This is a genomic window from Nocardia sp. NPDC051900, assembly GCF_044452545.1.
Taxonomy (GTDB): Bacteria; Actinomycetota; Actinomycetes; order Mycobacteriales; family Mycobacteriaceae; genus Nocardia; species Nocardia sichangensis.
On sequence record NZ_JBITBU010000009.1, the window covers coordinates 340,948 to 366,589 of the forward strand.

Annotated in this window: 23 protein-coding genes and 1 pseudogene; 9 read left to right on the forward strand and 15 right to left on the reverse strand. The window is 68.9% G+C overall.

Annotated features, from left to right (window positions below; genetic code table 11):
• Positions 1-5: 5 nt before the first annotated feature.
• The 6 genes from ACIA5H_RS18235 to ACIA5H_RS18260 all read right to left on the reverse strand — a co-directional run bounded on the left by ACIA5H_RS18235 (position 6) and on the right by ACIA5H_RS18260 (position 7,844).
• Positions 6-233, reverse strand: a complete 228-nt coding sequence (locus ACIA5H_RS18235; RefSeq protein ID WP_039797742.1) for a ferredoxin family protein — start codon at positions 231-233, stop codon at positions 6-8.
• Positions 234-989, reverse strand: a complete 756-nt coding sequence (locus ACIA5H_RS18240; protein ID WP_379256255.1) for a GntR family transcriptional regulator — start codon at positions 987-989, stop codon at positions 234-236.
• A 236-nt stretch (positions 990-1,225) separates the two neighbouring features.
• Positions 1,226-2,221, reverse strand: a complete 996-nt coding sequence (locus ACIA5H_RS18245; RefSeq protein WP_397076854.1) for a 1-aminocyclopropane-1-carboxylate deaminase/D-cysteine desulfhydrase — start codon at positions 2,219-2,221, stop codon at positions 1,226-1,228.
• Positions 2,218-2,829, reverse strand: a complete 612-nt coding sequence (locus ACIA5H_RS18250; protein WP_379256252.1) for a QsdR family transcriptional regulator — start codon at positions 2,827-2,829, stop codon at positions 2,218-2,220. The genes ACIA5H_RS18245 and ACIA5H_RS18250 overlap by 4 nt, the downstream gene beginning before the upstream one ends.
• A 46-nt stretch (positions 2,830-2,875) precedes the next feature.
• Complete coding sequence (locus tag ACIA5H_RS18255; RefSeq protein WP_397076855.1) at positions 2,876-4,669, reverse strand: acyl-CoA dehydrogenase; 1,794 nt, start codon at positions 4,667-4,669, stop codon at positions 2,876-2,878.
• A 187-nt stretch (positions 4,670-4,856) separates the two neighbouring features.
• A complete protein-coding gene (locus tag ACIA5H_RS18260) occupies positions 4,857-7,844 on the reverse strand; it encodes a helix-turn-helix transcriptional regulator (RefSeq protein ID WP_397076856.1) in 2,988 nt (995 codons plus the stop codon).
• Between the two features lie 265 nt (positions 7,845-8,109).
• Between ACIA5H_RS18260 and ACIA5H_RS18265 the strand changes: the two genes are divergently transcribed.
• Positions 8,110-9,255 carry an epoxide hydrolase family protein gene (locus tag ACIA5H_RS18265; protein ID WP_397076857.1) on the forward strand — a complete coding sequence of 382 codons (1,146 nt, stop codon included), beginning with the start codon at positions 8,110-8,112 and terminating at the stop codon, positions 9,253-9,255.
• 791 nt (positions 9,256-10,046) lie between these two features.
• Here the strand turns inward: ACIA5H_RS18265 and ACIA5H_RS18270 are convergent.
• A complete protein-coding gene (locus ACIA5H_RS18270) occupies positions 10,047-10,520 on the reverse strand; it encodes an SRPBCC domain-containing protein (protein ID WP_397076858.1) in 474 nt (157 codons plus the stop codon).
• A 63-nt stretch (positions 10,521-10,583) separates the two neighbouring features.
• Here ACIA5H_RS18270 and ACIA5H_RS18275 point away from each other — a divergent pair, with 63 nt between their 5' ends.
• Positions 10,584-11,348: a metalloregulator ArsR/SmtB family transcription factor gene (locus ACIA5H_RS18275; protein ID WP_397076859.1), complete on the forward strand. Its 765-nt coding sequence runs from the start codon at positions 10,584-10,586 to the stop codon at positions 11,346-11,348.
• A gap of 14 nt (positions 11,349-11,362) precedes the next feature.
• Here the strand turns inward: ACIA5H_RS18275 and ACIA5H_RS18280 are convergent.
• Positions 11,363-11,536 (reverse strand): annotated as a pseudogene (locus tag ACIA5H_RS18280) (NAD-dependent epimerase/dehydratase family protein); the annotation flags it as partial.
• A gap of 277 nt (positions 11,537-11,813) precedes the next feature.
• Positions 11,814-13,334 carry an MFS transporter gene (locus ACIA5H_RS18285; RefSeq protein WP_397076860.1) on the reverse strand — a complete coding sequence of 507 codons (1,521 nt, stop codon included), beginning with the start codon at positions 13,332-13,334 and terminating at the stop codon, positions 11,814-11,816.
• A gap of 75 nt (positions 13,335-13,409) precedes the next feature.
• On the opposite strand from ACIA5H_RS18285, the gene ACIA5H_RS18290 reads away from it, so the two are divergent.
• Positions 13,410-14,426: a LysR family transcriptional regulator gene (locus tag ACIA5H_RS18290; protein ID WP_397076861.1), complete on the forward strand. Its 1,017-nt coding sequence runs from the start codon at positions 13,410-13,412 to the stop codon at positions 14,424-14,426.
• Positions 14,427-14,601: 175 nt separating this feature from the next.
• On the opposite strand, the gene cysC is transcribed toward ACIA5H_RS18290, so the two are convergent.
• Genes cysC through ACIA5H_RS18305 form a run of 3 tightly spaced genes read right to left on the reverse strand, consistent with a single transcriptional unit; the run spans position 14,602 to position 18,278 of the window.
• Entirely contained in the window at positions 14,602-16,437 is a 1,836-nt protein-coding gene (cysC, locus tag ACIA5H_RS18295) for an adenylyl-sulfate kinase (RefSeq protein WP_397076862.1), read from the reverse strand.
• Complete coding sequence (cysD, locus tag ACIA5H_RS18300) at positions 16,437-17,369, reverse strand: sulfate adenylyltransferase subunit CysD (protein ID WP_397076863.1); 933 nt, start codon at positions 17,367-17,369, stop codon at positions 16,437-16,439. Before cysD ends, cysC begins: the two co-directional genes overlap by 1 nt.
• Before the next feature lie 9 nt (positions 17,370-17,378).
• The gene (locus tag ACIA5H_RS18305) at positions 17,379-18,278 is read right to left on the reverse strand and encodes a helix-turn-helix domain-containing protein (protein ID WP_364437928.1); all 900 of its coding nucleotides are present in this window, start codon (positions 18,276-18,278) and stop codon (positions 17,379-17,381) included.
• A gap of 84 nt (positions 18,279-18,362) precedes the next feature.
• Here ACIA5H_RS18305 and ACIA5H_RS18310 point away from each other — a divergent pair, with 84 nt between their 5' ends.
• From ACIA5H_RS18310 to ACIA5H_RS18320, 3 genes are read left to right on the forward strand one after another with little or no spacing between them, the layout of a single operon-like run.
• A complete protein-coding gene (locus ACIA5H_RS18310) occupies positions 18,363-19,526 on the forward strand; it encodes a hypothetical protein (protein WP_397076864.1) in 1,164 nt (387 codons plus the stop codon).
• Complete coding sequence (locus tag ACIA5H_RS18315; protein WP_397076865.1) at positions 19,526-20,302, forward strand: SDR family oxidoreductase; 777 nt, start codon at positions 19,526-19,528, stop codon at positions 20,300-20,302. Before ACIA5H_RS18310 ends, ACIA5H_RS18315 begins: the two co-directional genes overlap by 1 nt.
• 3 nt (positions 20,303-20,305) lie before the next feature.
• Entirely contained in the window at positions 20,306-21,475 is a 1,170-nt protein-coding gene (locus ACIA5H_RS18320) for a sulfotransferase family protein (RefSeq protein WP_397076866.1), read from the forward strand.
• A gap of 499 nt (positions 21,476-21,974) precedes the next feature.
• Here the strand turns inward: ACIA5H_RS18320 and ACIA5H_RS18325 are convergent, their stop codons facing one another.
• The gene (locus ACIA5H_RS18325; RefSeq protein ID WP_379256235.1) at positions 21,975-22,652 is read right to left on the reverse strand and encodes a PaaI family thioesterase; all 678 of its coding nucleotides are present in this window, start codon (positions 22,650-22,652) and stop codon (positions 21,975-21,977) included.
• 199 nt (positions 22,653-22,851) lie between these two features.
• Between ACIA5H_RS18325 and ACIA5H_RS18330 the strand changes: the two genes are divergently transcribed.
• The gene (locus ACIA5H_RS18330) at positions 22,852-23,502 is read left to right on the forward strand and encodes an HAD family phosphatase (RefSeq protein WP_355078925.1); all 651 of its coding nucleotides are present in this window, start codon (positions 22,852-22,854) and stop codon (positions 23,500-23,502) included.
• A 12-nt stretch (positions 23,503-23,514) separates the two neighbouring features.
• On the opposite strand, the gene ACIA5H_RS18335 is transcribed toward ACIA5H_RS18330, so the two are convergent.
• Positions 23,515-24,108, reverse strand: a complete 594-nt coding sequence (locus ACIA5H_RS18335; protein WP_355078927.1) for a TetR family transcriptional regulator — start codon at positions 24,106-24,108, stop codon at positions 23,515-23,517.
• 93 nt (positions 24,109-24,201) lie between these two features.
• On the opposite strand from ACIA5H_RS18335, the gene ACIA5H_RS18340 reads away from it, so the two are divergent.
• The gene (locus ACIA5H_RS18340; protein WP_379256231.1) at positions 24,202-24,495 is read left to right on the forward strand and encodes a hypothetical protein; all 294 of its coding nucleotides are present in this window, start codon (positions 24,202-24,204) and stop codon (positions 24,493-24,495) included.
• A complete protein-coding gene (locus ACIA5H_RS18345) occupies positions 24,492-25,013 on the forward strand; it encodes a hypothetical protein (protein WP_379256229.1) in 522 nt (173 codons plus the stop codon). The genes ACIA5H_RS18340 and ACIA5H_RS18345 overlap by 4 nt, the downstream gene beginning before the upstream one ends.
• 95 nt (positions 25,014-25,108) lie before the next feature.
• Here the strand turns inward: ACIA5H_RS18345 and ACIA5H_RS18350 are convergent, their stop codons facing one another.
• Positions 25,109-25,606 (reverse strand): hypothetical protein, encoded by a 498-nt coding sequence (locus ACIA5H_RS18350; protein WP_379256228.1) that lies wholly within the window; start codon positions 25,604-25,606, stop codon positions 25,109-25,111.
• Positions 25,607-25,642 lie beyond the last annotated feature (36 nt).

The following is a 25,642-nucleotide window of genomic DNA, read 5'->3' on the forward strand; positions in this document are numbered from 1 at the left end:
CCAGATCAGCGGAGCAGGTAGGGCATGTTGACGGTGACGGCGCCGGTGGGGCAACGGGCCGCGCAGGGACCGCAGTACCAGCACTCGTCCACGTGCATGAAGGCTTTGCCGTTCTCAGGGTTGATGGCCAGCGAGTCGAGCGGGCAGATCTCGACGCACAGCGTGCACCCCTGGATGCACAGCGACTCGTCGATGGTGACGGGGATGTCGGCGCGCTGGTTGACGAGTGCCATCTAGAGGACCTTCCATTCGGGTGTGCTGCGGGTCAGGCTGCCGCGCATGGTGATGCGGTCGCCGCGCATGCGGATGTACTCCAGATCGACCGGACGGCCGTCGTCGAGCCGGGTCAGTCGTTCCAGCATCAGCAGCGGCGCGCCGCCGGGGACGTCGAGGGTGGAGGCGGTGTGCGGGTCGGCGGGCACCGCTTCCAGGGCGAGGTCGGCCGAGCCGAGCGACTGGCCGCTGATGCGTTCCAGCAGCACGAAGACGTCGGTGTGCTCGAGGTCGTGGCCGAGTACCTCGGTGCCGATGTCGGGCACGAGGTAGGTGAGGTCGAGGCTCAGCGGCAGATCCGCCAGGTAGCGCAGGCGCTCCAGATAGACCACGCGCTCGCCGGGCGCGAGACCGAGCCTGCGCGCGACGGCGGGCGGCGCGGCGACGTGCATCGCCGCGCGCACCTCGTTGCGCACGGTGCCGTGGCCCTTGAAGGTCTCCTGCAGCCCGAGCAGAGCGTCGAGCCCGTGGTCGTACTTGCGGGTGGCGACCCGGGTGCCCACTTTCGGCGCCCGGTCGATCAAGCCCTCGTCCTTCAACAGCGCCAAGGCGTCGCGCACGGTGTTGCGGGAGGCGCCGTACTCGGCGGCGAGTTCCTGTTCGCTCGGCAGCGCGTTCTCGAACGCGCCCGCGTGCAACTGATGGCGCAAGATGTCGGCCACCCGCCGCGCTTGATCGGCGCGCAACTGCCGCACCGGCGTGGGTTCCGCTGCCACCGTCTCCGCCTTTCTATCGCTGACCTGCACGAATAGCGACGATAGTGTGGTTGTGGTCGCGCGCTTTCCCGCGTCGTCGCCGGGAGAAATCAGAGGATGTTATTGCGCCGGGAGCCTCGCGGCCCGACCTGGCGATATGCGCGGCCGTCCGGCTAATACGCCACGTCGGGTTCCGGCGGCCGAATTCGGATCACAGCGATTCGAAAGCGGGGTCCCGCGGGCCGCGTCGCGCGAATCTACTGTCGCGGACCGTAGGTATTGAGGAACAGCGCCGGCCCGGCGCCGAAGAAGCCCGCGCGATCCAGAGCGAGCAGCGCCGCGAGCGCTTTGGCGGTGTAGACGGTCTCCAGGTGCAGCCCGGCCCGTTCGGCGCGCTGTGCGGCATCCACGGCGGCGGGCGTGGTGTGGCCGTAGCCGGGGCCGAGCCATTCGATGGTCAGCGTGAGGTCCTCCGGCCGCAGCCCGGTCGGCGTGAAGCGCGCTCCGCGGGCGCGGAGCAGACGCTCGGTCCGTCCGGCGAGCCGGACGATGTGCTTCGCGTCGAGGGGGAGCGTGTCGTTGACGACCACTCCGACCACGCGCGTGCGCAGCCCGGCCAGCCGCAGGCCGAGTGCGAGGCCCGCGGCGGTGCCGCCGGATCCGACCGCGGTGACGATGTGCCCCGGCTCGGGCAGCTCACCCGCCGCGATCTGTGCCGCGAGTTCGCATGCCACCTCGACGTAACCCAAGGCTCCGACCGGCGACGATCCGCCCGCAGGCAGGAAGTACGGACGCGTGCCGCCCCGCACGCGTCGCAGATACAGCCAGGGCGCCGCGAGGATCGTGCGCAGTTTGGTGTGCGTGAAATGCAGAGCGGCGCCTGATTTCTCCAGCCGCCGCAGTTGCGCGCGCACGTGGTCGTCGACCGGCTGGTCCACCAAGGCGAGCTCGGTATCGATGCCCTGGGCACGGCCGTACAGGGCGGTGGCGAGCCCCCAGTTTGTTCCGGTGCCGCCAACGGTGAGGATGGTGCGCGCGCCCCGTCGCCGTGCCTCCGGCAGCAGCCACTCCAGCTTGCGGACCTTGTTGCCGCCCCATTCGCCGTCGCCGTATCCGCTTTCGTCCTTGCACCACAGCTGGGCCGTGGTGCCGAGGTCGCACCGGCGGACGGGCGTCGGAGCGGTGCCGAGGCGGACGAACGGCAAGGTGTCGGCCACCTCGGGAAAACGCTGGTGCAGCAGCGCCCCGGTCACGGTGTGATCGCGTCGGGGATGCCCAGCAGCGCCGCCTGGACCTCGTGCAGCCGGTCGATGTCGCCGCGAATGCCCGCGACGTTGTCGTTGTACAGGAACGCCTCACCGAGCCGGACGAGCGCGTAGGCCAGCAGCGCGGGTTCCAGCGGCGGATTGTATCCGTCCTCTTCGGCGGCACGCGCGATCAACTCCTGGACGGTGCCGACGACCAGCGGCTGTACCGGCCCGTCGCTCGCGGTGAGGATGCGCAGGCCGGACAGCGGCTCGTTCTCGAAGTAGCGCCGGAACGGCTCGTTGTCGGTCATCCAGCGGTTGACCCGGTAGAGCACGTCCAGGATGCGCCGCGCGCCGGTGGAGCGGCGACGGGCGTCGGCGCGGGTGAGCAGCGCCTCGAACTCGCCGGCCAGAACGGCACCGAGCACTCCGTCGCGGGAGCCGAACCAGCGGTAGACCGAGGCGCGGCTGAGTCCGAGCTGCCCGGCGATCGCCTGGATGTCCACGCGCTCGCCGGACAGGAACGCCCTGCGAGCATGCTCGATGACCTGTTCCCTGGTCGCGGAGGCCGGGCGGCCGGGAGGACGGGTGGTCCGCTGACTGGAATCGATCACCGCGGAATGGTACATCTTTTAGAACATGTATCGAAACGCGCCGTGCTCAGAACCACTCGTCCCGCATCTGCAAGGTGGTCGTATCCAAGGTGGCGAGCAGATCCAGCGCCGGTGCGGTCTTGGGTAATTCGAAACGATAGAAGAACCGGGCCGCGTGCCGCTTGCCGTCGTAGAAATCACCGGACCGGTCCGCGGTGGCGAGGAACTGCTCCAGCCAGATCCAGGCCAGTACGGTGTGCCCGAACGCTTCCAGGTACACCGAGCTGTTGGCCAGCGCGGCTTCGATGTCGCCGGAGGCGAACAGTCCCGCGGTCACCTCGACCAGACGCCGCCACGCCGAATCGAGTTGAGCGGCAAGCTCGGCGGCCTCGCCGCCGGCCGCGCGCGCGGCGGTGATGGTCGCGTCCACCCGGGCCCCGAGCGCGAGCAGGCTCGCGCCACCCTGCTGGGTCACCTTGCGTCCCAGCAGGTCCAGGCCTTGGATGCCGTGCGTGCCCTCGTGGATCGGGTTGAGCCGGTTGTCCCGGTAGTGCTGCTCGACGTTGTATTCGCGGGTATAGCCGTAGCCGCCGAGTACCTGGATGGCGAGGCTGTTGGCCTCGAGGCACCACTGCGAAGGCCAGCTCTTGGCGATCGGGGTCAGGATGTCCAGCAGCAGGGTGACCGCGCGGCGTTCGTCCTCGGATTCGGCGGTGCGCTGCTCGTCGACCAACTGCGCGCAGTAGAGCACCAGCGCCAACGCGCCTTCGGCATAGGACTTCTGGGCCAGCAGCATCCGCTTCACGTCGGCGTGCTCGATGATCGGCCGCTGCGGCGCGGACGGGTCGGCGGGGAGCTTGGCCCGGCCCTGGGTGCGCGTGCGGGCGTAGTCGAGCGACTCGAGGTATCCGGTGTAGCCGAGGGCGGTGGCGACCAGGCCGACGCCGATGCGCGCCTCGTTCATCATGTGGAACATGTAGGTCAGTCCGCGTTGCGGCTCGCCGACCAGGTAGCCGATCGCGCCGGGCGCGCCACCGGGCGTCCAGCGGCCCTCGCCGAAGTTCAGCACGGTGTTGACCGTGCCGCGGTAGCCCATCTTGTGGTTGAGCCCGGCCAGAGCGACGTCGTTGCGCTCACCGATCGCGCCGTCGTCGCCGACCAGGAACCGGGGCACCACGAACAGCGAGATGCCCTTCGTGCCCGCGGGGCCGCCGGGGATCTTGGCCAGCACCAGGTGCACGATGTTCTCGCCGAGTTCGTGATCGCCGCCCGAGATCCACATCTTGGTGCCGAACAGGCGATACGTGCCGCCGCCCTGCGGTTCGGCGCGGGTGACGATGTCGGCGAGCGAGGAACCGGCCTGCGGCTCCGACAGGCACATGGTGCCGAAGAAGCGGCCCGCGAGCATGGGCTTCACGAACTTCTCGACGTGTTCCGGGCCGTGGGCGAGAAGCAGATTCGCGTTGGCCACCGTGAGGAACGGGTAGCCCGCGGTACCCGGGTTGGCCGCCTGGAACCAGGCGTAACTCGCCTGCGCGACGGTCGCGGGCAGCTGGGCGCCGCCCAGTTCGTAATCCATTGCGGCCGAAGGCAGACCGGCCTTCGCGAAGGCGGCCAGCGCCTGGCCGACCTCCGGGATGATGGTCACGCGCTCGCCGTCGAAGGTGGGTTCGTTGGTGTCGTTGAGCTTGTTGTGCGGCGCGAAATACTTGGTGGCCAGCTGCTCGCTGAGCTCGAGCACGGCGTCGAAGGTCTCCCGCGAGTGCTCGGCGTACCGCTCGCGTTTGGTGAGCGCTTCGACGTCCAGCCACTCGTAGAGCAGGAACTCGAGATCGCGCCGGGACAACAAGGTCGACCGCATCAGCCAGTCCTTTCGAGACATGTTCGACTTACTGTATCTTACGGGCCGGTGGGCGGGTGCGGGACCGGTAGTCCCTGCCGAATGTGTATCCGGGTGCGACGCCGGACCGGCTGTCGACGATGTCCTCGCCGACGCGCCCACCAGGCGGATCGTCCCCGCTTCCACTTCGGTCGTCCGCCGGTGGTCGTCATCCGGAGACGAGCAATCCGCGTTCTCGCGCGATCGCGGCCGCCTCGGTTCTGCTGGACGCCCCGAGCTTGGTGAGGATTCGCGAGACGTGCACACCCGCGGTGTTGGCGCTGATGAACAACTCGGCCGCGATCTGCCGGTTGCTCGCGCCTGTGTCCACCAGGCGTAGGACGTCGAGTTCACGCGGGGTCAGGCCCGAGGCGCTCGCCGACCGGGCAGGCGCGGGCCGGTTCCCGGCTTCGGCCAGGTCGATCCCGGCGCGGTGGGCCAGCTGTCCGGCTTGCTCGGCGAGTGGCGCCGCCGCCAACTCGTCCGCCAGCCCGAGGACCGCCCGCAGTGCGTCGCGTGTCGCCGCGCGATCACCCGCGGCCAATTCCGCGCGGCCGGATTCGAGCAGGCCGCGCGCCAGCTCGTACGGCCGACCCAGGGCTCGCCAGGAGGAAGCCGCCGTGGCCCAGTCGGCGGGACGGCCGCTGCGCACCGCGTGGCAGGAATTCCGGTACGCGGCGTCGACCGCGGTGGTCACCGGCAGCTTGGCGACAGCGGAGTCGAGAACCATCGGCGCGCAGCGGGTCCGGGCGATGGCCTCGGCCAGTGCCCATGCCTCGTGCGGGTGCGCGACCAGATCGTCCGCGGTCAGCGTCGCTGCGCCGATCTCGGCGGCGCGCTGCGGATTGCCCGCCGCGTGCGCGATCTCGGTCTGCACGGTGTGCAGCTGGATCTGATATTGCCTGGCCCAGCGCCGATTCCCGAGCAAGGGTCGCGCGGTCGCCGCGCTCGCCGCCGCGGCCTGGTCGTCCCCACGCGCCAGCATGATCCGCGCGTGACACAGCAGCAGCGCCGCGGTGCTCAACGGGGGCAACTGCTCGGTGAGCGATTCGTCGATCAGATCCAACGCCTCGTTCCAGCGGCCCAGCGCTGTGAGCGCCTGCGCCCACTTGACCAGCAGGATCGGCGCGGCCTCGGCGAATCGGTAACTCTCGTGCGCGGCGCGCAGCCCCTGCTGGATCGCCGTGATGGCCGCTTCGTCGGCGCCTGCCGAGACCAGCAGCGCCGTCTCCCACAGCACCACGGTCAGCAAGGTGCCCGGATCTCCCGCGGCCTCAGCGGCGGCATGCGCCCGCTCGAAATGGCCCATGGCGACGTCGGGACGGTTCGCGGTGGCCAGCCCGAGATAGGCGTGGGCACGCGCGGCCAGCGACGCGGCGCTCCGGTCTCCGCGAGGGTCGCTCGAACGCCGCCGGTGCCTCGCGGCGTCCGTGTCCTCCGCTTCGACGCCCCCGCCCGGGTTCGTCGCGACCGCGCCCGGCGCGCGGAGCGCCGATGCCATGACCGGCGAGGTGTCGTCGACGGGCGGGTCACCACGTAACTGTTCGGCTACCTCGACGGCGTCGCGCGCGTCGTTCTCGGCCGCCGTCGCGCCGCTGAACACCCGCACCGCGGCGAGTTCGGCGAGGATTTCACCGCGCAGCAGGGTCGGCTGGTCCGAAGGAAGATAGGTCAGCGCCGCGAGCAGATCGTCTTCGCCGCCGCCGCTGCTCTGATTGCGCAGTCCGGCGCGGTAGTAATGCAGGCGCGCGGCACGCTCCGGGTCGGTCCCCGCATCGATGGTGGCCAGCGCCTCGTCCGCCGCTGCGATCCCGCGCTCGACGACGCCGCCGCGATGACACGCGGCCACGAGCGCTGCCAAGACGTCGAGCCGATCGGCGTCCACCCGTCGCGCCGCATCCGGTACGCGATCCCACAAATCGAGCACCCGGTCCAGGTGGCGCACCTGATCGCGATGCGCGCTCACCCTTTCCGCCTCCGCCGCGGCGTCCCACGCGGCTTCGAATGCCAGCGGCAGGTCTCCGGCGGCATACGCGTGGTAGGCCAGTTCGGCGGCCGGGCATCGGTCCGCGCCCGGCTTCCTTCGCCGGGTAGCCAGGGCTTGGGAAAGTCTGCTGTGCAGCGCTTTTCGCTCCGCCGGTAGGAGGTCTTCGTAGACGGCGTCGCGGATGAGAACGTGCCGGAACTGGTAGCCGGTGTCCGTGGAAACCAGGAGCCGCTGGTCGACCAGCTGACGCAGTGCTGTGGCGAGCGCGCCCTCGGGGAGATCGGAGGCGGCCGCCAGCAGGGTGTGCCGGACCGGTGACCCGGCCACCGCCGCGAGCCGCAGCACCGACGCGGCCTGATCGGACAGGTCGGACAGGTGATCGAGCAACAGCTCCGACAGCTCGGCGGGCGTGTCCTCCGGTGCGGGATCGAGTGCCTCGACGTACAGCGGAATTCCCCTGCTGCGCTCGAAGATTCGCCCGATGGTCCCCGGCTCGGGCTCTCTGCCGCGCAGCGCGGCCAATTGCCTGCCGACCTCGTGCCTGGTCAGCGGTGCTGGATTCAGCAAGCGGACACTCGGGTCTCGGCGCAGGCTCGCGATCAGCTTGCGCGACGGCTCGGAATCGGCAGGCCGGTGGGTGCCGACCAAGAACAGATCGCCTTCGGCGATGTTGGCCACCAGGAAGGCGAGCAATTCCAGGCTGGCGTCGTCGGCCCAGTGCAGATCTTCCAGCACCACCACCAGCGGTTTGGTCATCGAGAACTGTTCCAGCACGGTGAGGATCTCACCGAACAACCGGATCCTGTCGGTGTCGGCCTCCGCCGCGCCCGACCGCGCCGCCAGTTCCGGAAGCCAGCGCGCCAGCGCCGGGCGCACTGGGAGCAGCGTCGCGAGCGCCTCCACGCCCTGGTCACGCAGCAGTGTGCGCATGACCGCGACGAACGGCGTGAACGGCACCCCTTTAGCGCCGAATTCCGGGCACCTTCCGTACGCCACTACCGTACGAGCCCCGAGCCGCGTCCGGAATTCCGCGACCAACCGCGACTTGCCGAGACCCGCTTCACCCCCGACCAGCACGGTATGCACCGCCGGGTCCCGATAGGCATCCTGCAACGCCGCGAGCTCAGCGGCCCGCCCCACAAACGCGCCGCACACCGGAAGGCTGACCACGGCGCGATCATGCCCGCACCGCGCGCTCGACGCCAGTTCGCGAGTGGCACACCATCGAGAGGTCTTCTCGGCCGATGCCGCAGTGGTGTGCCACTCGCGAACTCGAGACCGGGGGGCGGCCTCGGCCCGACCAGCGCGCCGCCGGGTTCGTGGCGGATAGTGGTACGGCCCGGGTTCTGCGTTACTCGTCGGTGGGCTGGGCAAGTGCGGAAATAGTGATTTCTCGTGATTCGGCCGCCACCTCGTTACGCGAAGTATCAATGGCATGACGAACACCGAGATCCGCCCCTTCCGTATCGACATTCCGCAGGCCGACCTGGACGAGCTTCGGCTGCGGCTGGCGCGTACCCGTTGGATCGATGAGCTGCCCGGCCCCGGCTGGGAGCGTGGTGTGCCGACGGCGTACCTGAAGGAGCTGGCCGGGTACTGGGCCGAGAAATTCGACTGGCGTGCGGCCGAGTCGGAGCTGAACGCCTACCCGCAGTTCACCACCACCATCGACGGCCAGAACGTGCACTTCCTGCACGTGCGCTCGGCGCGGGAGGACGCTACACCGTTGCTGTTGCTGCACGGCTGGCCCAGTTCGGTGGCCGACTTCCGCGACGTGATCGGCCCCCTCACCGACCCGGACTCGGACGCGCCCGCGTTCCACCTGGTCATCCCGTCGCTGCCCGGCCACGGTTTCTCCGGCCCGCTCACCGAGACGGGCTGGAACGACGGCCGGATCGCGGCGGCGCTCGCCGAACTCATGGCTCGCCTCGGCTACGACCGCTACGGCGTGCAGGGCGGCGACCACGGCGCATTCATCGCTCCGGCCCTGGCGCGGATCGACACCGACCACGTGCTCGGCGTGCACGTCAACGCACTGGTCACCTTCCCGACCGGCGACCCCGCCGATCTGGCCGCCCTCACCGACGCGGAAAAGGCGCGGCTCGCCGCGATGAAGAAATTCCAGGACGACGGCTCGGCCTACATGAACCTGCAAGGTTCCCGCCCCGACACCATCGCCCAGTTGCTCGCCGACTCCCCGGCCGGGCTGCTCGGCTGGATCGTCGAGAAGTACCGCGAGTGGACCGACAGCGCCCACGACCTGCCCGAACAAGCCGTCGACATCGACCGCCTGCTCACCACCGTGAGCATCTACTGGTTGACCGACACCGCCCGCAGCGTCGCCAACCTGTACTACGAACGCTTCCACGACGCCACCATGTTCGCCCCGAAACCGAAGGGCACCGTGCCCACCGGCGTCGCGGTCTTCAAGGACGGCGACTACGCCATCCGCCGCTTCGCCGAACGCACCCACAACATCACCCACTGGTCGGAGTTCTACTCCGGCGGGCATTTCCCCGCACTCGAGGTACCGGAGCTGCTGATCGGCGACATCCGCGAGTTCTACCGGTCGCTCGGTTGATCCGAATGGAGCCTTTGGGCAGGCGGTCGTCGCCGGGGTGGGCGTTTGATGTCCGGCTGGTCCGAGTTCGGCGCAGCACTGATGGTGGGGGCGGCGGCGGTCGCGGTGCTGCTGACTGTCTTCCTCGCGGCGAGCCGATGGTGGCGGAAGCCGTTGCGTGGTCCGAGCGTCTATCACATCGCCGAACGCGTGGGCCATGAGCAACTGTGCCTGCTGGGCTGGCCGCCGTTGGGTTGGCCTGCAGTAGAGCCGAGAGACGGCCGGAAGTCGCTCCCGGCGATGCGCACGCGCTCATGCAGGTGCATCTGGAATGCGATGCGAACGAATGCTCGTGGAAATGCGCGGCGGTCGACGCTCTGCGGCTCGCGGGCCGGATGCGTCCTTCCAAGTATCCGCGTCGACCAGACCGCCATTGACCCGCCGGTCGGCAACCGTCGCGTGCTCCGCGAACCACCGGCCCGTCGTCACGACGGGCCGTAAATTGCCTCGGCATCGCGGAGCAACGGCACGAAGCGGATAGCCATCCGGGTCGATGGTCGCCAACCGCGCGACGACATCGGCGTCCAACAGTTCGGTGATCTCCGCATCCCGTAGTGCTCGCACCATAGGTTCATGCTGCCCGAGGCAGGGCTGGACTGCGGTATGGCTCGAGGCGACGGTGATCGATGTCAGTCCGAGCCCATCACACCGCCCGCGCCCGATACGTTCTTGTGAGCCCACTGATCAGTCGACGTGGTGCGTTGAAGGCCGCGTCGAAGCTGCCGCGTTGCTGGTCCCGGTTCGGTCCGCAACTAGCCGCCGGAGACGATGGCGGCGAGGTTGGCGAGCTCGTTCTCCCGTCCCTGGGTGAGGCGCTGAGTCCAGACGTCGTCGTGCATGGCGTCGACGGTCATGACCACGCGTACGCCCGAGTCGGTCGGCTCGAGCTCGACGGTGGTGAGGAATTCGTACGGCTCGACGCCGGGGATGAAGTCGGCCAGGGAGGTGTAGGCGAGCCGGTCGGGGCCGTCGATCTCGGTGAACGTCTTGCGGGACTCGGTCGACAGTGGCATGCCCGCGGATCGCATGAATTCGATCTGCTCGGGGGCGGTCGCGGTCATCGTGTAGACCAGTTCGCCGCCAGGGCGCAGGTCGAGCTGATCGACGCGGACGGTGAAACCGTCGGGCGCCCACCACTTCTCGATGCCCGCCGGGGTGGTCCACAGTTCCCAGATCGCCTGGGCGGTGGCGGGGTAGTCGCGTTCGATGCGGATCTGCTCGGACATGTCGTGCTCCTGGTTCAGAAGTATTCCTTGAAAGGAATATATCTGAGGGGGCATGCTTGGTCAATGGACCCCGCACTATTCGCCGCTCTGGCCGAACCGAACCGCATGCGGATCGTGGAGTTGCTGAACGCGGCGCCGCGTCCGGTCGGCGAGATCGCTACCGCACTCGGCCTGAGACAACCGCAGACGACCAAACATCTCCAGGCGCTCCAGCGCGCGGGCCTGGTGGTAATGGAACCGCTCGGGCAGCGCCGCATCTACGCCCTGCGCCGGGGTCCGCTGCGCGAGCTGCGACAGTGGCTGGCGGGCTTCGAGGCCGACCATCCCTCGGAGTCGGTGCTCGCGGAATACCGGGTCGCAATCGCCGCCGAGCCGTTGTCGGCCCACGAATTCCATCGGACGCTGTCGGCGCCGCCGGCGACCGTGTGGGAGTGGTGGACCTCGCCCGATCTGGCGCGCCGGTGGTGGCACCCAGCGCATTTCGAGGTCGCCGACTGCGTCCTGCGGCCGGTGGTCGGGGGCGCCCTGTCGATCGTGCTCCGCGAGGGCGACGGTGCGCTGTATTCCAGCGCCGGGCGCTACCTCGAAGTCGTTCCGCCCGAACGGCTCCGGTTCGAGTTGTCACCGCTGGACGGCAACGGGACCCCGTTGTTCCGGGCCGACCATCTCCTCGAGTTGACCAGCGTCACCGGCGGCACCCGCGTCGACCTACAGATCGACGTGTCCGACCCGACCCCGGGCTCGGAGCCGGCCATGGCCGGCATCCGCTTCGGCTGGAATCAGCTGCTGGACAACCTCGCTCACGTCATCAACCCGGCCACAAGCTGATTCGGCTACCGAGTGATGCTGTCGAGATCATCGAGGTTGCCGCGCCTCGCCCGGGCTCCTTTCCGCCCGAGCGCGGCGGCCGATGCATCCGAACGGGCGAGCCCGGTGACCTCGTGACCAGCGTCCAGCAACTGGTCGACGACGGCCGAACCGATCCATCCGGTGGCTCCGGTGACAAAGATTTCCATGCTGATACTCCTTCGTGTAGGTCCGCGACTACTTCGCTGATTCGATCCGGCGGCGAGCAGAGCGGCGACCAGCGGTCTGTGATGTAGGCGGACGCCCGTAACCCGTGCAGAGGTATCCGCTGGTCGGCTGCCGGTGCTGACACGGCGACCGGTGGTTGCGCAGCGCACCGGGCAGAGCGCTGAATCGGCCCGCATATTGAGCTGATGGCGGCTATTTGGGGGAGCTGTTCGATGGTTGTCGGACTACCGCACTCGATATGTCGATATCGTCCGCTGATCAACCGGCGACGGGCCCCCTCCGCCGGGACAGCGCAGACTGCAGCACCACCAGCCCGCCGAGGACGAGTACGGTCACGCCGATCGCGCGGAGTCCGGCGTCCGCGCCCGAGACGAACGCCGTTATCACTTCGGTGGCGCGATCGGGGGCAGTCGAGGCGAGGGCTTCGGCCACGGTGTGCGGAGAATGGCCGGCGCGGATGTCCGGCGGCAGGGCGGCGGCGAACCGTGCGGTGAGCACCGTGCCGATGACGGCGACGCCCAAGGCGCTGCCGAATTCCCTGGTGGTGGCTTGCAGTCCCGCTCCGACTCCGGCCTGTTCCGGCGGCAGCGAACCGGCGATGGCGCCGGACAGCGTCGGAAGTGCGAGTGCCACACCGGTTCCGGTGACCACGAGCCATGCCGCGTAGGCGACGTAGGAGGTCTGCGTGCCGCTGGTGGACAGCCCGAGCAGTCCGCAGCCGACGAACGCGAAGGCCAGCGCGATGGTCGCGTCGAGGCCGATGCGCCCCGAGACGCGTCCGGCGTGTCGTGCGCCGAGGATGATCGGGACGGTCAGCGGCACGATGCCCAGCCCGGTGCGCAGCACGCCGAACCCTTTGCCGTACTGCAAGAACGACGCGTTCACATAGAACAGCGCGAACATGCCGAAGAAGACCGCCGTCATACCGAGGCAGGCACTGCGCAGGCCGGGTACCCGGAACAACCGGGGATCCAGCAGCGGGTGCTCGACCTTCAGTTCCACGACCGTCCACACGGCGAACAGCACAGCGGCGCAGACGAACCCGGACACGACCACCACACTGTCCCACCCCGCCTCCGGCCCTTGGACGATGCCGAGCAGCAGCGCGACCGACGCACCGACGAGCAACACCGTGCCGAGCGGGTCGAGGCGGCGATCATGCCGCGGCGACACCGGTGCGACGCGTCCCACCAGCGCGGCGAGAACCAGGCAGATCGGCACGACGGCGGCGAACATCCACCGCCACGATCCACCCGACAGGATCGACCCGCCGCCGACGTTGCCGACGACTCCGCCGATGCCCGTCATCGAGGCCCAGGTGGCGATGGTCGCCCCCTTGCGTTCGGCGGGGACGGCGTGCAGCAGGACCGAAAGGGTGTTGGGCAGCACGGCGGCGGCGCCGACTCCGGTGATCGCACGGCCCGCCAGCAGCAGGGCTACGTTCGGTGCGAGCGCGGAGATCAGTGCGCCCGCCGCGAACAGCACCAGCCCGACGAGCAGTACTCCCTTGCGCCCGAGACGATCCCCGGCGGCACCGCCTGGGATCACCAGGCACGCGAAGACGATCACGTAGGTATCGACGATCCAGATCAGTGCCGAGGCGGACGGGTGAAGCGCGCTCGCGGCGAGCATCGGGACGGCGAGATTGATGGCGGCGACCATCCCGACGACGAGCACCACGCAGGCGCACATCACCGCGAGCAGGCCACGCCGCGTGACGGGAGAGGACATCGGGTCCGGTGACGGCGCACGATCCCGGATCAAGACATTGAACGGCATGTCGACGACGGTATGGACCTCGCGTGTCTGCATGCCACGCAACTTTGACAATCAACTTTTGCGTACCATGCAACTATGTCAGAGCAGCTCGATCTGAACCTGCTGCGCGTGTTCGACGCGCTGCTCCAAGAAGGCAGCGTCACGGCAGCTTCTGAGCGCATGCACCTGTCCATCCCGGCGACCAGCCGGGCGCTGGGCCGCTTGCGCCGGGCGATGAACGACCCGATCTTGGTACGGGCCGGTCGCGGAATGGCTCCCACACCGTTCGCGCTGCGCACCGCTCCGCGAGTGCGGTCACTGCTCGACGAGGCATCCGCACTGATCAGCGCCGACCGCGAGGTCACGATCGGCGAGCTGAAGCGCACCTTCACGATCCGCATCAACGACGGTGTCGCGGCGACACTGGCGACGGCTGCGGTCGAAGCCACTGCCGCCGCCGCTCCCGGCGTGGTGCTGCGCTTCGTGACCGAAGGCAGCGAAAGCGCCGAGGCCCTCCGCGACGGCTCGGTCGATCTCGATATCGGCGTCGGAGACGTCGCGGCTCCTGACATCCGGACAGCCGTGCTGTATCGGGAACGAATGGTCGGCATCGTCCGAGCCGACAGTCCGCTGGGCAGGCGCCGCCGCCCGACCTTGCGCCAACTGTGCCGCCATCCGCACGTTTCGGCATCCCGCCGCGGCCGGGCGCGCGGACCGCTCGACGACGCACTCGACGCCGTCGGGCTGCAACGCCACGTCGCGGCCGTCGTCCCGTCCTTCGCGGTCGCGGCGCTACTGGTCGCCACGAGCCGCTACGTCGGCCTCGTCCCGCAGCGCCTCGCCGAACAGTACGGCCCCACCCTCGGCATCCGCTGGTTCCCCCTCGTCGCGGACCTGCCCGAAGTCGAAGTGCGACTGCTCTGGCACGCCCGGCTCGACGCCGATCCGGCGCAGCGCTGGCTACGCGACACGATCCGCGCCGCGCTGCGCGAGTCGCGGGCCGACGACTCCGCGGAACTCACTTCCTCGGCCGGGAGCGGTCGCGTCGCGGCTGAACAAGACGGGCGGGAACGATGCCGCTCGGTCGCGGAAGGGCTGATACCACGCTCTTGATCTGTGGGGGCCACGGACGGTGACGGTGCGATAGGCCGATCCACGACGCACAACTATCGCAGGCTGATACGTTCGGTGCAGGCCATAGAACTGCTGTGACCGCGGTGGTCGATCTGGGGGAAAGACATGATCAGGATGTGCGGCCGATCGGCTCGAACCATGGCGCCGATGCCGATCAATCCATCCGGCTCAACCGCGCGAGGATCGTCGCCGCCATCGCCGCCGGATCCCCGTGGTCGGGCCGCAGCACGATCTCGGCTTCGGTCGGCGCTTCGTAGGGGTCGTCGATGCCGGTGAAACCGCGGATCTCACCCGCGCGGGCCTTGGCGTACATGCCTTTCGGGTCGCGGGCCTCGCACACCGACAGTGGCGTGTCCACGAAAACCTCCAGGAAGGGGATGCCCGCCGCTTCGTGGGCGGCGCGGGCGCGGTCGCGGTCGGCGCGGTAGGGGCTGATCAGCGAAACAACAGCCACCACACCGGCTTCGGCGAACAATTTCGCCACTTCGCCGACGCGCCGCACGTTCTCCTCCCGATCGGCCGCGCTGAATCCGAGATCGGAGTTCAAGCCGTGGCGCAGGTTGTCGCCGTCGAGGAGGAACGCCGGGCGGCCCGCCGCCACCAGTCGGCGCTCCAGCTCCACGGCGACGGTGGACTTTCCCGAGCCCGACAAGCCGGTGAGCCAGACCGTCAGGCCGCGGGTGGCGCGCTCGTCGCGCTCGACGGCGGTGGAGTGCCAGACCACCCGGGACGAAGGCAGGCTCGGGCCGGTGATCATGCCCGCGGCGACGGTGTTGTTCGTGGTGTCGTCGACGAGGATGAAACTGCCGGTGGCGCGGTTGCGCCGGTAGGGGTCGAACAGCAAGGGCTGGCGGGTGCGCAGCTGGACGCGGCCGATCTCGTTGAGCGACAGCGCCTCCGCGTGCTCGTCGCGGTGCAGGGTATTGACGTCCAGCCGGTAGTCGAGGGAGCGCACCTCGGCGGTGGCCGCCCGGGTGGTGTGCCGGATGGTGTAGGTCGCGCCAGGGGTGAGCTGGGTGTCCTCGGCGAACCAGCACACCATCGCGTCCAGGTCGCGCCCGGTGTTCGGGCGGTTGTTCGGGCGGCAGATCAGGTCGCCGCGGGAGATATCCAGCTCGTCGGCGAGCTGGATGGTGACCGCCTGCGGCGGAAACGCTTCCGCGACGGGCGCGCCACCCGGCCCCCAGATCGCCTCCACCGTCGTGGTGAAACCCGACGGCAGCACCGCCACTTCGTCGCCCGGTTTGAACACCCCGCCGGCCACCGTGCCCGCGTAGCCGCGGAAGTCATGGGCGTGACTGCGGGTGACGTACTGCACCGGGAAGCGGGAGTCGATCAGGTTGCGGTCGGAGGCGATGTGCACCTCTTCGAGGTGATGCAGCAGGGGAGTGCCCTCGTACCACGGCATGCTCGCGCCCCGGTGCACGATGTTGTCGCCGTGCAGCGCCGACACGGGCACGAAGGTCAGATCGGAGACGTCGAGTTTGGAGGCGAAGCGCGCGAACTCCTCGCGGATCTCCTCGAACCGGTCCTGCGACCAGTCCACCAGGTCCATCTTGTTCACGCACAGCGCCAGGTGCGGGATGCCGAGCAAGCTGGCCAGGAACGCGTGCCTGCGGGTCTGCTCCACCACGCCCTTGCGGGCGTCCACCAGGATCAGCGCCAGGTCGGCGGTGGACGCGCCGGTCACCATGTTGCGGGTGTACTGGACGTGCCCCGGGGTGTCGGCGATGATGAATTTCCTTCTGGGCGTGGCGAAATAGCGATGGGCCACGTCGATGGTGATGCCTTGCTCGCGTTCGGCGCGCAGGCCGTCGGTGAGCAGCGCGAGGTTCGGGTAGTCGTCGCCGCGGTCGCGGCTGGTGCGCTCCACGGCGGCGAGCTGATCGGTGAACAGCGTCTTGGAGTCGAACAGCAGCCTGCCGATCAGCGTCGATTTGCCGTCGTCGACGCTGCCCGCGGTGGCAAGGCGCAACAGTGTGGTCGTCATCAGAAGTAGCCTTCGCGTTTGCGGTCTTCCATCCCCGCCTCGGAGATGCGGTCGTCGGCACGGGTGGCGCCGCGCTCGGTCACCCGCGCCGCGGCGACCTCGGCGACCACGTCCGCGGGTGTGGCCGCGGTGGACTCGACACAGCCGGTGCAGGTCGCGTCGCCGACGGTGCGGAAACGGACGGTGGCCTCATACGGCTCCTCGCCGTCGAGCAGCTGGAGAAAACGGGTGTGCGCCAAAAGCATTCCGTCGCGCTGGACCACCGGCCTGCGGTGCGCGTAGTACAGCGAGGGCAGCTCGATGCCCTCGGCGGCGATGTAGCTCCAGATGTCCAGTTCGGTCCAGTTCGACAGCGGGAAGACGCGAATATGCTCGCCCGCGCGGTGCCTGCCGTTATAGAGGTTCCACAGTTCGGGGCGCTGCCTGCGCGGGTCCCACTGGCCGTACTCGTCACGGAAGCTGAACACCCGCTCCTTGGCGCGGGCCTTCTCCTCGTCGCGGCGCGCGCCGCCGAAGACCGCGTCGAACGCGCCCTCCTGGATCGATCGCAGCAGCGTCGTCGTCTGCAACCGGTTGCGGGAGGCGCGCGGCCCGGTCTCCTCGACGACCCGTCCGGCATCGATGTCGTCCTGCACCCGCCCGACCACCAGACGCAGGCCCAGGCGGGCCACCGTCTCGTCGCGGTAGGCGATCACCTCGTCGAAATTGTGCCCGGTGTCGATGTGCAGCACCGGGAACGGTAGCGGCGCGGGCCAGAAGGCCTTGGCCGCCAGGTGCAGCATCACCACCGAATCCTTGCCGCCGGAGAACAGCAACACCGGGCGCTCGAATGTCGCTGCCACTTCACGGAATATGTGCGCCGACTCAGCCTCGAGCGCGTCCAGATGGGGCAGCTCGTAGGTGCTCGCCGTCGACTTCGCGTACTGGCTCACACCGCAAAACTAGAACACGTTTCGGTCTTCGGTCAATGGTCTGCGTCCGCCCGAGTTCGCCGTCACCGCGTCAGCGGCGTCCACCAGCGCCGCGCCGCGGCGGGCGATCTCCGCCCCGGTGATCGAGCGGCCGACGTACATCGTGAGCACCATGTTCTGCCTGCCGTCGCCGTCGTAGGTCGGTGCGGCGAGCAGGCTCACCGCGTGCTCCTTGCGCGGCCGTAGATCCGCGCCCAGATACACCCGCTCGCCGAGGCTCGTCACTAGCTCGCCGACCAGTTCGCGCAGCTCGGGGGGTAGGTCCCGATCGGCGACCCCGGCCAGCAGTGAGTACAGCCGACGTCCCGCGGTGGTCATGCTCTCCACCAGGAATCCCCGCTCGCGGCATTCGGCGACCACTTGACGCAGGCGCGTCTCGTCCTGTCGCAACGGCACCGCGGGCGGCTTGGCCAGCCAGGCGTCGAACGCCGCGTCGGTGTCCCAGAGCACGTACATCAGGCCGACCGGAGGCGCGAAATGGTAGGCCGCGCCCACCTTCACCAGGCCGGGTCCGGTGCTCTCCAGCACCATGATCTGCTCGCCGACGACCGCGGACGCGGTGCAGGTGGTGTGGTAGCGCGCGGAGAGTTTGTCCAGCTCGACGCGGGCGAGCGCGGAGATGGCGAAGCTGTCCTGCGCCACCCGGCCCGCCGCGATCAGTGCGGGCCCGAGCCCGTAGGTGCGGGTGTCGGCGTCGCGCATCAGGTAGCCGCCCGCGGTCAGCTCGGTGAGGATGCCCAGGCAGGTCGGCTTGGCCAGGTCGAGTTCGCGGGCGAGCTCGGAGAGCCCGAAGCGTTTCCCGCGCTGTTCGACGAAGAAATCCAGGACCTGCACCACGCGTGCGGTGGGCGCGGACCGACGACCGACCATTGACCACTCCTAGAACACGTTCTAATCTTTCTTCTATCGAAATGTACCAGAGTGGTACATATTTGGAACACCGGAGAGAGCCTCTTGCTGACACAGCCGTTCGCGGACGCCATCGCCGCCGCCGAGCAGATCATCACCGGAGCCGCGAACATTCGCACCGAACAGGACCTCGTCGAGGGCTACGACTATCTGGCGGGCAGCATCCGCGCGTCGTTGCAGATGGCCTGGGCCTACGAGCTGGACTTCCCGTTCTTCGTCATGTCCACCGGCCCGTACACCAAGATGGGCCTGGACAACCCCGACACGCTCTACTACCACTCCTACCTGCGCCCGGACGCCGAATATGTGGTGACCGGAACCCGCGGCACCACCCGTGACCTGAGCTTCCAGGTGCTCAACGGCAACTATTCGCCCGTCGACGTGCCCGACAGCCTCACCGCTTTCGACGACCGAGAGCTCGACATCCGCACGGACGGGACCTACGAGATCCGCTTCGGACCCGGCGAAGCGGGCCCCGGCTATGTGCACCTCGGCGCCGACGCGGCGATGCTCGTGGTCCGCGAGGTGCACAGCGACTGGGTGACGGAGAAGGCGGGCACGATCCGCATCCAGCGCGTCGACCGGATCGGCGACGCGCCGCCGCCGCTGACCAAGGACGTGCTCACCAAGCGATACGGCGTGGCGGGCAAGATGCTGGTGTCGCGGTTGAAGACCTTCCTGGCCTTTCCGGAGTGGTTCTATCTGAACCTGCCGGTGAACACGCTGACCGAGCCGAGGCCGACGCCGGGCGGGCTGAGCACCCAGTTCTCCTCGGTGGGTCACTACGACCTGGACGACGACCAGGCCATGATCATCACGGTGCCCAGATCCGACGCCCCCTACCAGGGCTTCCAGCTCGGCAGCATGTGGTACCTGTCACTGGATTACATCAACCATCAGACCAGCCTCACCGCCGACCAGGCACACGTGGACCCGGACGGGATGATCCGGCTGGTGGTCAGCGAGCGTGATCCGGGCCTGGCCAATTGGATCGAGCGCACCGGTCATTCCCGCGGCTACCTCCAGTTCCGCTGGCAGCGGCTGTCGCGGGAGATGAAACCCGACGACGGGCCGACCGTGGAGATCGTTTCCGTCGCGGACCTGCCCGATCGCCTGCCGTTCCACGAGCAGGCGCGGGTCACGCCGGAGCAGTGGCGCGACCGGATCGCGGCGCGTCAGGTCGCCGTCGCGGAGAGGATGCTCGGCTGATGTTGCTGCGGGACAAAGTGGTCGTCGTCTCCGGCGTGGGGCCGGGACTGGGGCGTGCGATCGCGGTGCAGAGCGCGAAGGCGGGCGCGGACGTAGTGCTGGCTTCCCGGACCGAATCGCGACTGACCGAGGTGGCCGAGGAGATCACCGAACTGGGCAGGCGCGCGGTGGTCGTGCCGACCGACATCAACGACGAGGCCGCGGTCGTGAATCTGGTCGAGACCGCGCACAGCGCCTTCGGCAAGGTCGACGCGCTGGTGAACAACGCCTTCGCGATCCCGCCGATCGTCGACCTCGCCGACGTCGACCTGGATCAGGTGCGCGCGGGCTTCGAGACGAACGTGCTGGCCGCCTTGCGTCTGACCAGGCTGTTCGTGCCCGCCCTCGCCGAGAGCAAGGGCTCGGTGGTGATGATCAACTCGGCCGTGCTGCACCACTCGCGGCGGACCTTCGGGCCGTACAAGATGGCCAAGGCCAGCCTGCTCGCGCTGGCGCAGAGCCTGGCCACCGAACTCGGTCCGAAGGGCATCCGGGTCAATTCCGTCGCGCCGGGCTACATCTGGGCCGACAACCTGAAGTGGTACTTCAACTACCTGGCGCAGCAGCGGGGGATCACCTCCGAGGAGGTCTACGCCGAGACCGCGAAGACCACCGACCTGCGCAAACTGCCCGAACCCGACGAGATCGCCGACGCGGTCGTGTTCTTCGCGTCCGCCATGGCGCGCGCGATCACCGGCGCGTGCCTGGACGTCAACGCCGGCGAATTCCACCACTAGGAGATGACCGTGATCGGTAGGGACGACGTCGGAACCGTCGACGATCTGCACGCCTCGGCGACCAAGGTGGTCGGGCTGGACGACTTCGGCACCGACGACTACCGCGAAGGGCTCGAGGTGCTGCTCGAGTCCTATGCGAAGGACGCCGAACTCACGCCCTTCGGCAATAAGGTGAACCGCGCGTTCCTGCGCGGCGCGCTGATCGCCCGGCTGCTCAGCGAGGCGGCCTGGCGGCAGCATCCGGAACACGCCGACGTGGCGATCGAGCGCCCGATCTTCGTGACCGGTCTGCCGCGCTCGGGCACCACGGCGGTGCACCGCCTGCTCAACGCCGACCCGGCGCACCAAGGGCTGGAGATGTGGCTGACCGAGATGCCGCAGCCGCGCCCGCCGCGCGAGACATGGGCGGGCAACCCGGTCTACCAGCGCCTCGCCGCCGCCTACGACAAGCACCACGTCGAACATCCGGAGTTCATGGGAGTGCACCACATCTCGGCCGACCAGGTCGAGGAGTGCTGGCAGTTGCTGCGGCAGTCGGCCATGTCGGTGTCCTACGAGTGCCTGGCCTACCTGCCCACCTACTCCGAGTGGTTGCGCGAGCGGGATTGGACATCCGCCTATCGCAGGCACCGGCGCAACCTGCAACTGATCGGGCTGCCGGACGCGGGCAAGCGATGGGTGCTGAAGAACCCGAGTCACCTGTTCGCGCTGGACGCGATCTTCGAGGTCTATCCGGACGCGCTGGTCATCCAGATGCACCGCGATCCGCGCACCATCATCGCGTCGGTGTGCAGCTTGAACGAGCAGGCGTCGGCGGGCTGGTCGGAAAAGTTCCGCGGCCCGGTGGTCGGCGCGACGCAGCTGGATCTGTGGGCGCGCGGCGCGGAGCGGTTCCTCGCCGACCGCAAACGCCACGACGCGGCGCAGTTCTGCGATGTCGACTACGACGAGTTCGTCGCCGACCCGATCGGCACGGTGACATCGATCTACCGGCACTTCGGGCTGCCACTGAGCGCCGAGGCCGAGGCGGCGATGACCGCGTTGCACGCGGAGAGCACGTCTGGGGCGGCACGCCCGGCGCACCGCTACACCCTCGCCGATTTCGGGCTGACCGCCGAGCAGGTGGACGCGCGGTTCGGCGCGTACCGGGAAGCGCACTTCCCGGGGCGGTGAGCGGTCGGCGCTCGCCGGTGGCACGTCCGACCGGCGAGCGCCGGAACACGGCGAAGGCATCTCACGCGAGTTTGCATCGTGTGCCGGTGCGGTCGTGCCGGATTCGCGGGCGGCCCGCCTGCCTGCGCTTTGTGAGATCGACGGGTATTATTTTGCCCGACAAGGCATTCCATGCAGTTGCGCACAGTGCGCCATTCGCAAGGGCGCCCGGCGCCCGGCTCGTCGGCAGGCGATTCGGTCATCCAGGTGCGCAACCATTTCCGTGTCGGCGGAGTCGCGATCCGTCGACGCGGAAGTGTGCACCGGGGGCCAGCGAGCACGGGCGCTATGAAGGCGGCGCGAGCGTAGTGGACAGGGAACTGGGGCCCCACGTTCTCCCCAGCATTCGGTGGCCGCGCCGTTCACCACCCGTGCGCGAAGCCGACGCCGCCCAGCGGACTCCGGCAGATGCGGTACCGAGGCTCGAACCGGCCGATCCTCGCCGCGCAGGCGCCGAGGATCAGGGCTGTCCGGGCTTCAGCACGATGAACAAGCCGTTCGCCTCCGCACACAGCCGGTCGCCGTCGTGCAGGGTGGCCCGCACATAGACCTTGCGCCCCTCCTGCCGTTCGGCCCACGCGCGCACTTTGAGTTCGGTGTTCAGCGGCGTGATGGAGCGGTAGTCGACGGTGAGCGACGCCGTTCTGGTCACCGCGCCGGAGCGCACCGCGGCCGCCATGCCGAGCAAGTCGTCGAAGGCGATGGCGATCTGACCGCCGTGGGCGGCGCTGTTGCCGCCGAGGTGGAAGGTGCGGAAGGTGAGGCGCGCGTCGACGCCGTTCTGCGGGTCGACATGGTCGATGAAGAACGGCGGCAGGGTGATGTTGCCGCGGGCGGGCAGGTCGAAGCGGGTCCAGTTGGGCGTCGACCACTCGTCCACCCGTGCGGCGTCGAGCTTGTCGTTCAGCTCCTTGAGAATGCCGATCGCCTCCACCGCCAGCTCGTCGGAGGGCGAGGCCAGCCGGACGCGGTCCATCAGGCCGCGCACCTGCTCGATGAACTGGCCGTAGTGCGGACCGCCGCGGGAGATGTCGTCCTTGGCTGCCTCGTGGGCGGCGATCAGCTGGGTCATCGGCCGGAACCCGCCCTCGTGGTGCTCCTGACTCGGCAGCGAGTCGCCGTCCTGCGGTTCGTTCATGAGAACAAGTTATCGGTTGCCCGGTGAATGCTCGCCGCGCGGGTGCTGTGTCCGTCGTCACGAGCCGTCACCGCCTAGGCTGGTGCGCGACCGCATATCGCCTTTCCCGGGTGGTATCGGCCTGGTTCCGGCGGGCCGGATACGCGTTGTGGCCGCGCTGGATCCCTGACCGCTTCGGCTGGCGAAAGGCTCTGTGCGCATGGGTATCACCGCGGTCGTGTTCGACATGGACGGCGTATTGATCGACTCCGAGCCGGTCTGGGAACTGGTGCGGCGTGGCTACGTCGCGGAGAAGGGTGGGCGATGGCTGCCCGACACCCAGCAGCGGCTGATGGGGATGAGCACCGGGGAATGGTCGGCCTATCTGAGCGGCGAACTCGGGGTCGGCGAGCCCCCGGAGACCGTCGCGCGGGAGGTGATCGAGCGGATGTCCGAGCGCTACGCCGAGGGCGTGCCGGTGCTGCCGGGTGCGGTCGAGGCCGTGCAGCGGATCTGTGAGCACTGGCCGCTGGGGCTGGCCAGTTCGTCGCCGCGCGCGCTCATCGACACGGTGCTGGGCCGGACGGGTCTGATCGAGTACTTCTCCGTCACCTTCTCCACCGAGGAGGTCGATCGCGGCAAACCGGCGCCGGACGTCTACCTGACGGTCGCGACGTTCCTGCGTCAGCGGCCGAGTGACTGTGTGGCCGTCGAGGACTCGAGCAACGGCATGCGCTCGGCCCACGCGGCCGGGATGCGGGTGATCGCGGCGCCGCGCCCGGAGTACCCGCCCGCTTCCGATGCGCTCGGCTTGGCCGCCAAGGTTATCTCCGGCCTCGACGAACTCACTCCTGGGCTGATCACCGGCTGAGCCGTGGCCAGGTCAGGGCCGATAAGAAGTCAGCAGGGTGCGGGCGGCGGCAGCCAGGTCCTCTTCCAGCCAGGCGGGCAGCTGCGCGGCGTGGGCGTGGCGGCGCAGCGCCGCATAGGGCAGGTCGACGATCGCGCGGCTGACCGCATCGATCTCTCGCTCCTCGTCCCTCCCGAACAAGGCGAGCGCGATGCGGCGCAGATGCTCGATCAGCGGCGCGTTCATCTCGGCCAGGGTCGCGCGGAACTCGGCGTCCGGCTCGCCGTCGAGCAGATCGCTGGGACGCAGCTCTAGCAGGAGCTTGGCGTCCTGGGGGAGTTCGCGGCCGAACCGCAAGGCGGCGCGCACCATCCCGACGCCCGCCTCCACCGGATCCGGCTGGTCGGCGGCGGCGAGGGTGCCGTCCTGGAAACGGCGCAGCGCGCGCAGCCACGCCGCGGTGAGCACACCGTTGCGGTTGCCGAAGCGGTGATACAGGGTGCCGACCGGAGCGCCGCTGGCCTCGGCGATGGCCGACACGCTGGCCGCGCGGGGCCCTTCGGCGAGGACCAGCGCGCGTGCTGCGTCGAGGATCACGTCGCTGTCGTGCTTGCGGGGCGGCGCCATGTACTAGTACGTTCCTTCTATATGGAGCGATTGTCCTATATTGACGAGCATGCCAGATCGGTCGACGCGAATCGCGACCGGGCGTGGCAAGCGATGCTGAGAGTCGTCTGTCGCGACCCGCGCGAGCCGTCGCCTCCCACCGGGTTCGTCGTCGATTCCGTCGCGGAACCGCACCGTTTGGCGCTGCGCGGCCAGCACTGGTTCTCGAAATACGCGCTGATCTTCGAATTGGACGAGGAGGGCCCGGGCCGGACGCGCGTCCGCGCGCGTAGTTACGGCGACTTTCCCGGTCTGCACGGCCGGATCTATCGTGCGCTGGTCGTGGGGACGGGGGGTCACCGATTGGCGGTGCGTCACATGCTGCGCAGGATCGCGGCGGCGGCATGATCCCGGGGACGGTGTGGGGCGCCACCGAAGCCGAACGCGAGGCTCCCTTACCGTGCGACGACCGGCAACCGGGCGGTCTCCAGGCCGATCGCGCGATCAGCGTCGACGCGCCGCCCGCTCTCGTCTACGCCTGGCTGTGCCAGTTGCGCGTCGCGCCGTACAGCTACGACCTGCTGGACAACTTCGGCAAACGCAGCCCGCGCCGGCGCGACCCGATGCTCACCGAACTGGCGGTGGGGCAACGGTTCATGTCCCAATTCGAGCTGGTCTCCTTCGTCTTGGGCAGGCACATCACGCTGGTCTCGGGCAAGGTGTGCGTCACCTACGCGGTGCGACCAGAAGGCGCGGGAACCCGCCTCCTGGTCCGAATACGCTGCGGCGCGCCCAGACTCGTCGCGGTGGCACTGGCCCTCGGCGACCTGCTCATGATGCGTAAGCAACTGCTGACGCTGAAGGAACTCGCCGAAGCCGAATACCGCGCGGCCCCAGCGGATTCTCCGGGGCCACCGGAACGGTAGCGCCGCATCGGCCGCGAGGTGCCCGACCGGCGACGGTAGAGCGATCCGGGCGGTGGGGGAGACCGGAGGTCATCCGCACGAGCGAAGGGTGAGGTTTACGAAAGGCGTTCGACCAAGTCGAACTTGCGTTGTTCATAGCCTTTCGGCACGGTGTCGCGGACCGAGATCAGGGCGTGTGCCCAAGAGCCGAGGAGGGTGCGGTCGCCCACCGTGCGGCCGGGATCCGGTGTGGGTTCGGCGGTGAGCAAGGGGAGTGGGTGGATGCGGTGACGGGCCTCGTTCTCCAGTACGGTCGCTTTGTCCACGAAGATCCGCAGGTCGTGATTGAGGAGATAGCGGCCGACCGCACCGTGTTCCGGCGGCAGCAGTGCGGCGACCGAACCTGCTGTGCGGTAGAGGTTTTCGCCTAGTCGGGGTCGTTGCGCATCCCGTCCCGCCCAGGTGACCCGAGCGGGTTCGGTGAGCAGTCGCTCGATCCCTTGGACGAGGTGGTGGCCGATCCTGGCGTGTTCCATGAGCCGCGGGCCCGCGTCCACGTAGCCGAGCAGGCGGTGGTCGCCGGTGCGGAGTACTGCTCGATAGAGCTGCCACACGTAGTCGTATTCCCTTCGGTGGTAATCGATTTCGTT

Bases quoted from the DNA above. Each gene is read 5' to 3' on its own strand.
- ACIA5H_RS18235 (WP_039797742.1), bottom strand. From the start codon at position 233: ATGGCACTCGTCAACCAGCGCGCCGACATCCCCGTCACCATCGACGAG.
- ACIA5H_RS18255 (WP_397076855.1), bottom strand. From the start codon at position 4,669: ATGCGGTCGACCTTGTTGTCCCGGCGCGATCTCGAGTTCCTGCTCTAC.
- ACIA5H_RS18265 (WP_397076857.1), top strand. From the start codon at position 8,110: ATGACGAACACCGAGATCCGCCCCTTCCGTATCGACATTCCGCAGGCC.
- ACIA5H_RS18270 (WP_397076858.1), bottom strand. From the start codon at position 10,520: ATGTCCGAGCAGATCCGCATCGAACGCGACTACCCCGCCACCGCCCAG.
- ACIA5H_RS18275 (WP_397076859.1), top strand. From the start codon at position 10,584: ATGGACCCCGCACTATTCGCCGCTCTGGCCGAACCGAACCGCATGCGG.
- ACIA5H_RS18285 (WP_397076860.1), bottom strand. From the start codon at position 13,334: ATGCCGTTCAATGTCTTGATCCGGGATCGTGCGCCGTCACCGGACCCG.
- ACIA5H_RS18290 (WP_397076861.1), top strand. From the start codon at position 13,410: ATGTCAGAGCAGCTCGATCTGAACCTGCTGCGCGTGTTCGACGCGCTG.
- cysC (WP_397076862.1), bottom strand. From the start codon at position 16,437: ATGACGACCACACTGTTGCGCCTTGCCACCGCGGGCAGCGTCGACGAC.
- ACIA5H_RS18305 (WP_364437928.1), bottom strand. From the start codon at position 18,278: ATGGTCGGTCGTCGGTCCGCGCCCACCGCACGCGTGGTGCAGGTCCTG.
- ACIA5H_RS18315 (WP_397076865.1), top strand. From the start codon at position 19,526: ATGTTGCTGCGGGACAAAGTGGTCGTCGTCTCCGGCGTGGGGCCGGGA.
- ACIA5H_RS18320 (WP_397076866.1), top strand. From the start codon at position 20,306: ATGACCGTGATCGGTAGGGACGACGTCGGAACCGTCGACGATCTGCAC.
- ACIA5H_RS18325 (WP_379256235.1), bottom strand. From the start codon at position 22,652: ATGAACGAACCGCAGGACGGCGACTCGCTGCCGAGTCAGGAGCACCAC.
- ACIA5H_RS18330 (WP_355078925.1), top strand. From the start codon at position 22,852: ATGGGTATCACCGCGGTCGTGTTCGACATGGACGGCGTATTGATCGAC.
- ACIA5H_RS18335 (WP_355078927.1), bottom strand. From the start codon at position 24,108: ATGGCGCCGCCCCGCAAGCACGACAGCGACGTGATCCTCGACGCAGCA.
- ACIA5H_RS18340 (WP_379256231.1), top strand. From the start codon at position 24,202: ATGCTGAGAGTCGTCTGTCGCGACCCGCGCGAGCCGTCGCCTCCCACC.
- ACIA5H_RS18345 (WP_379256229.1), top strand. From the start codon at position 24,492: ATGATCCCGGGGACGGTGTGGGGCGCCACCGAAGCCGAACGCGAGGCT.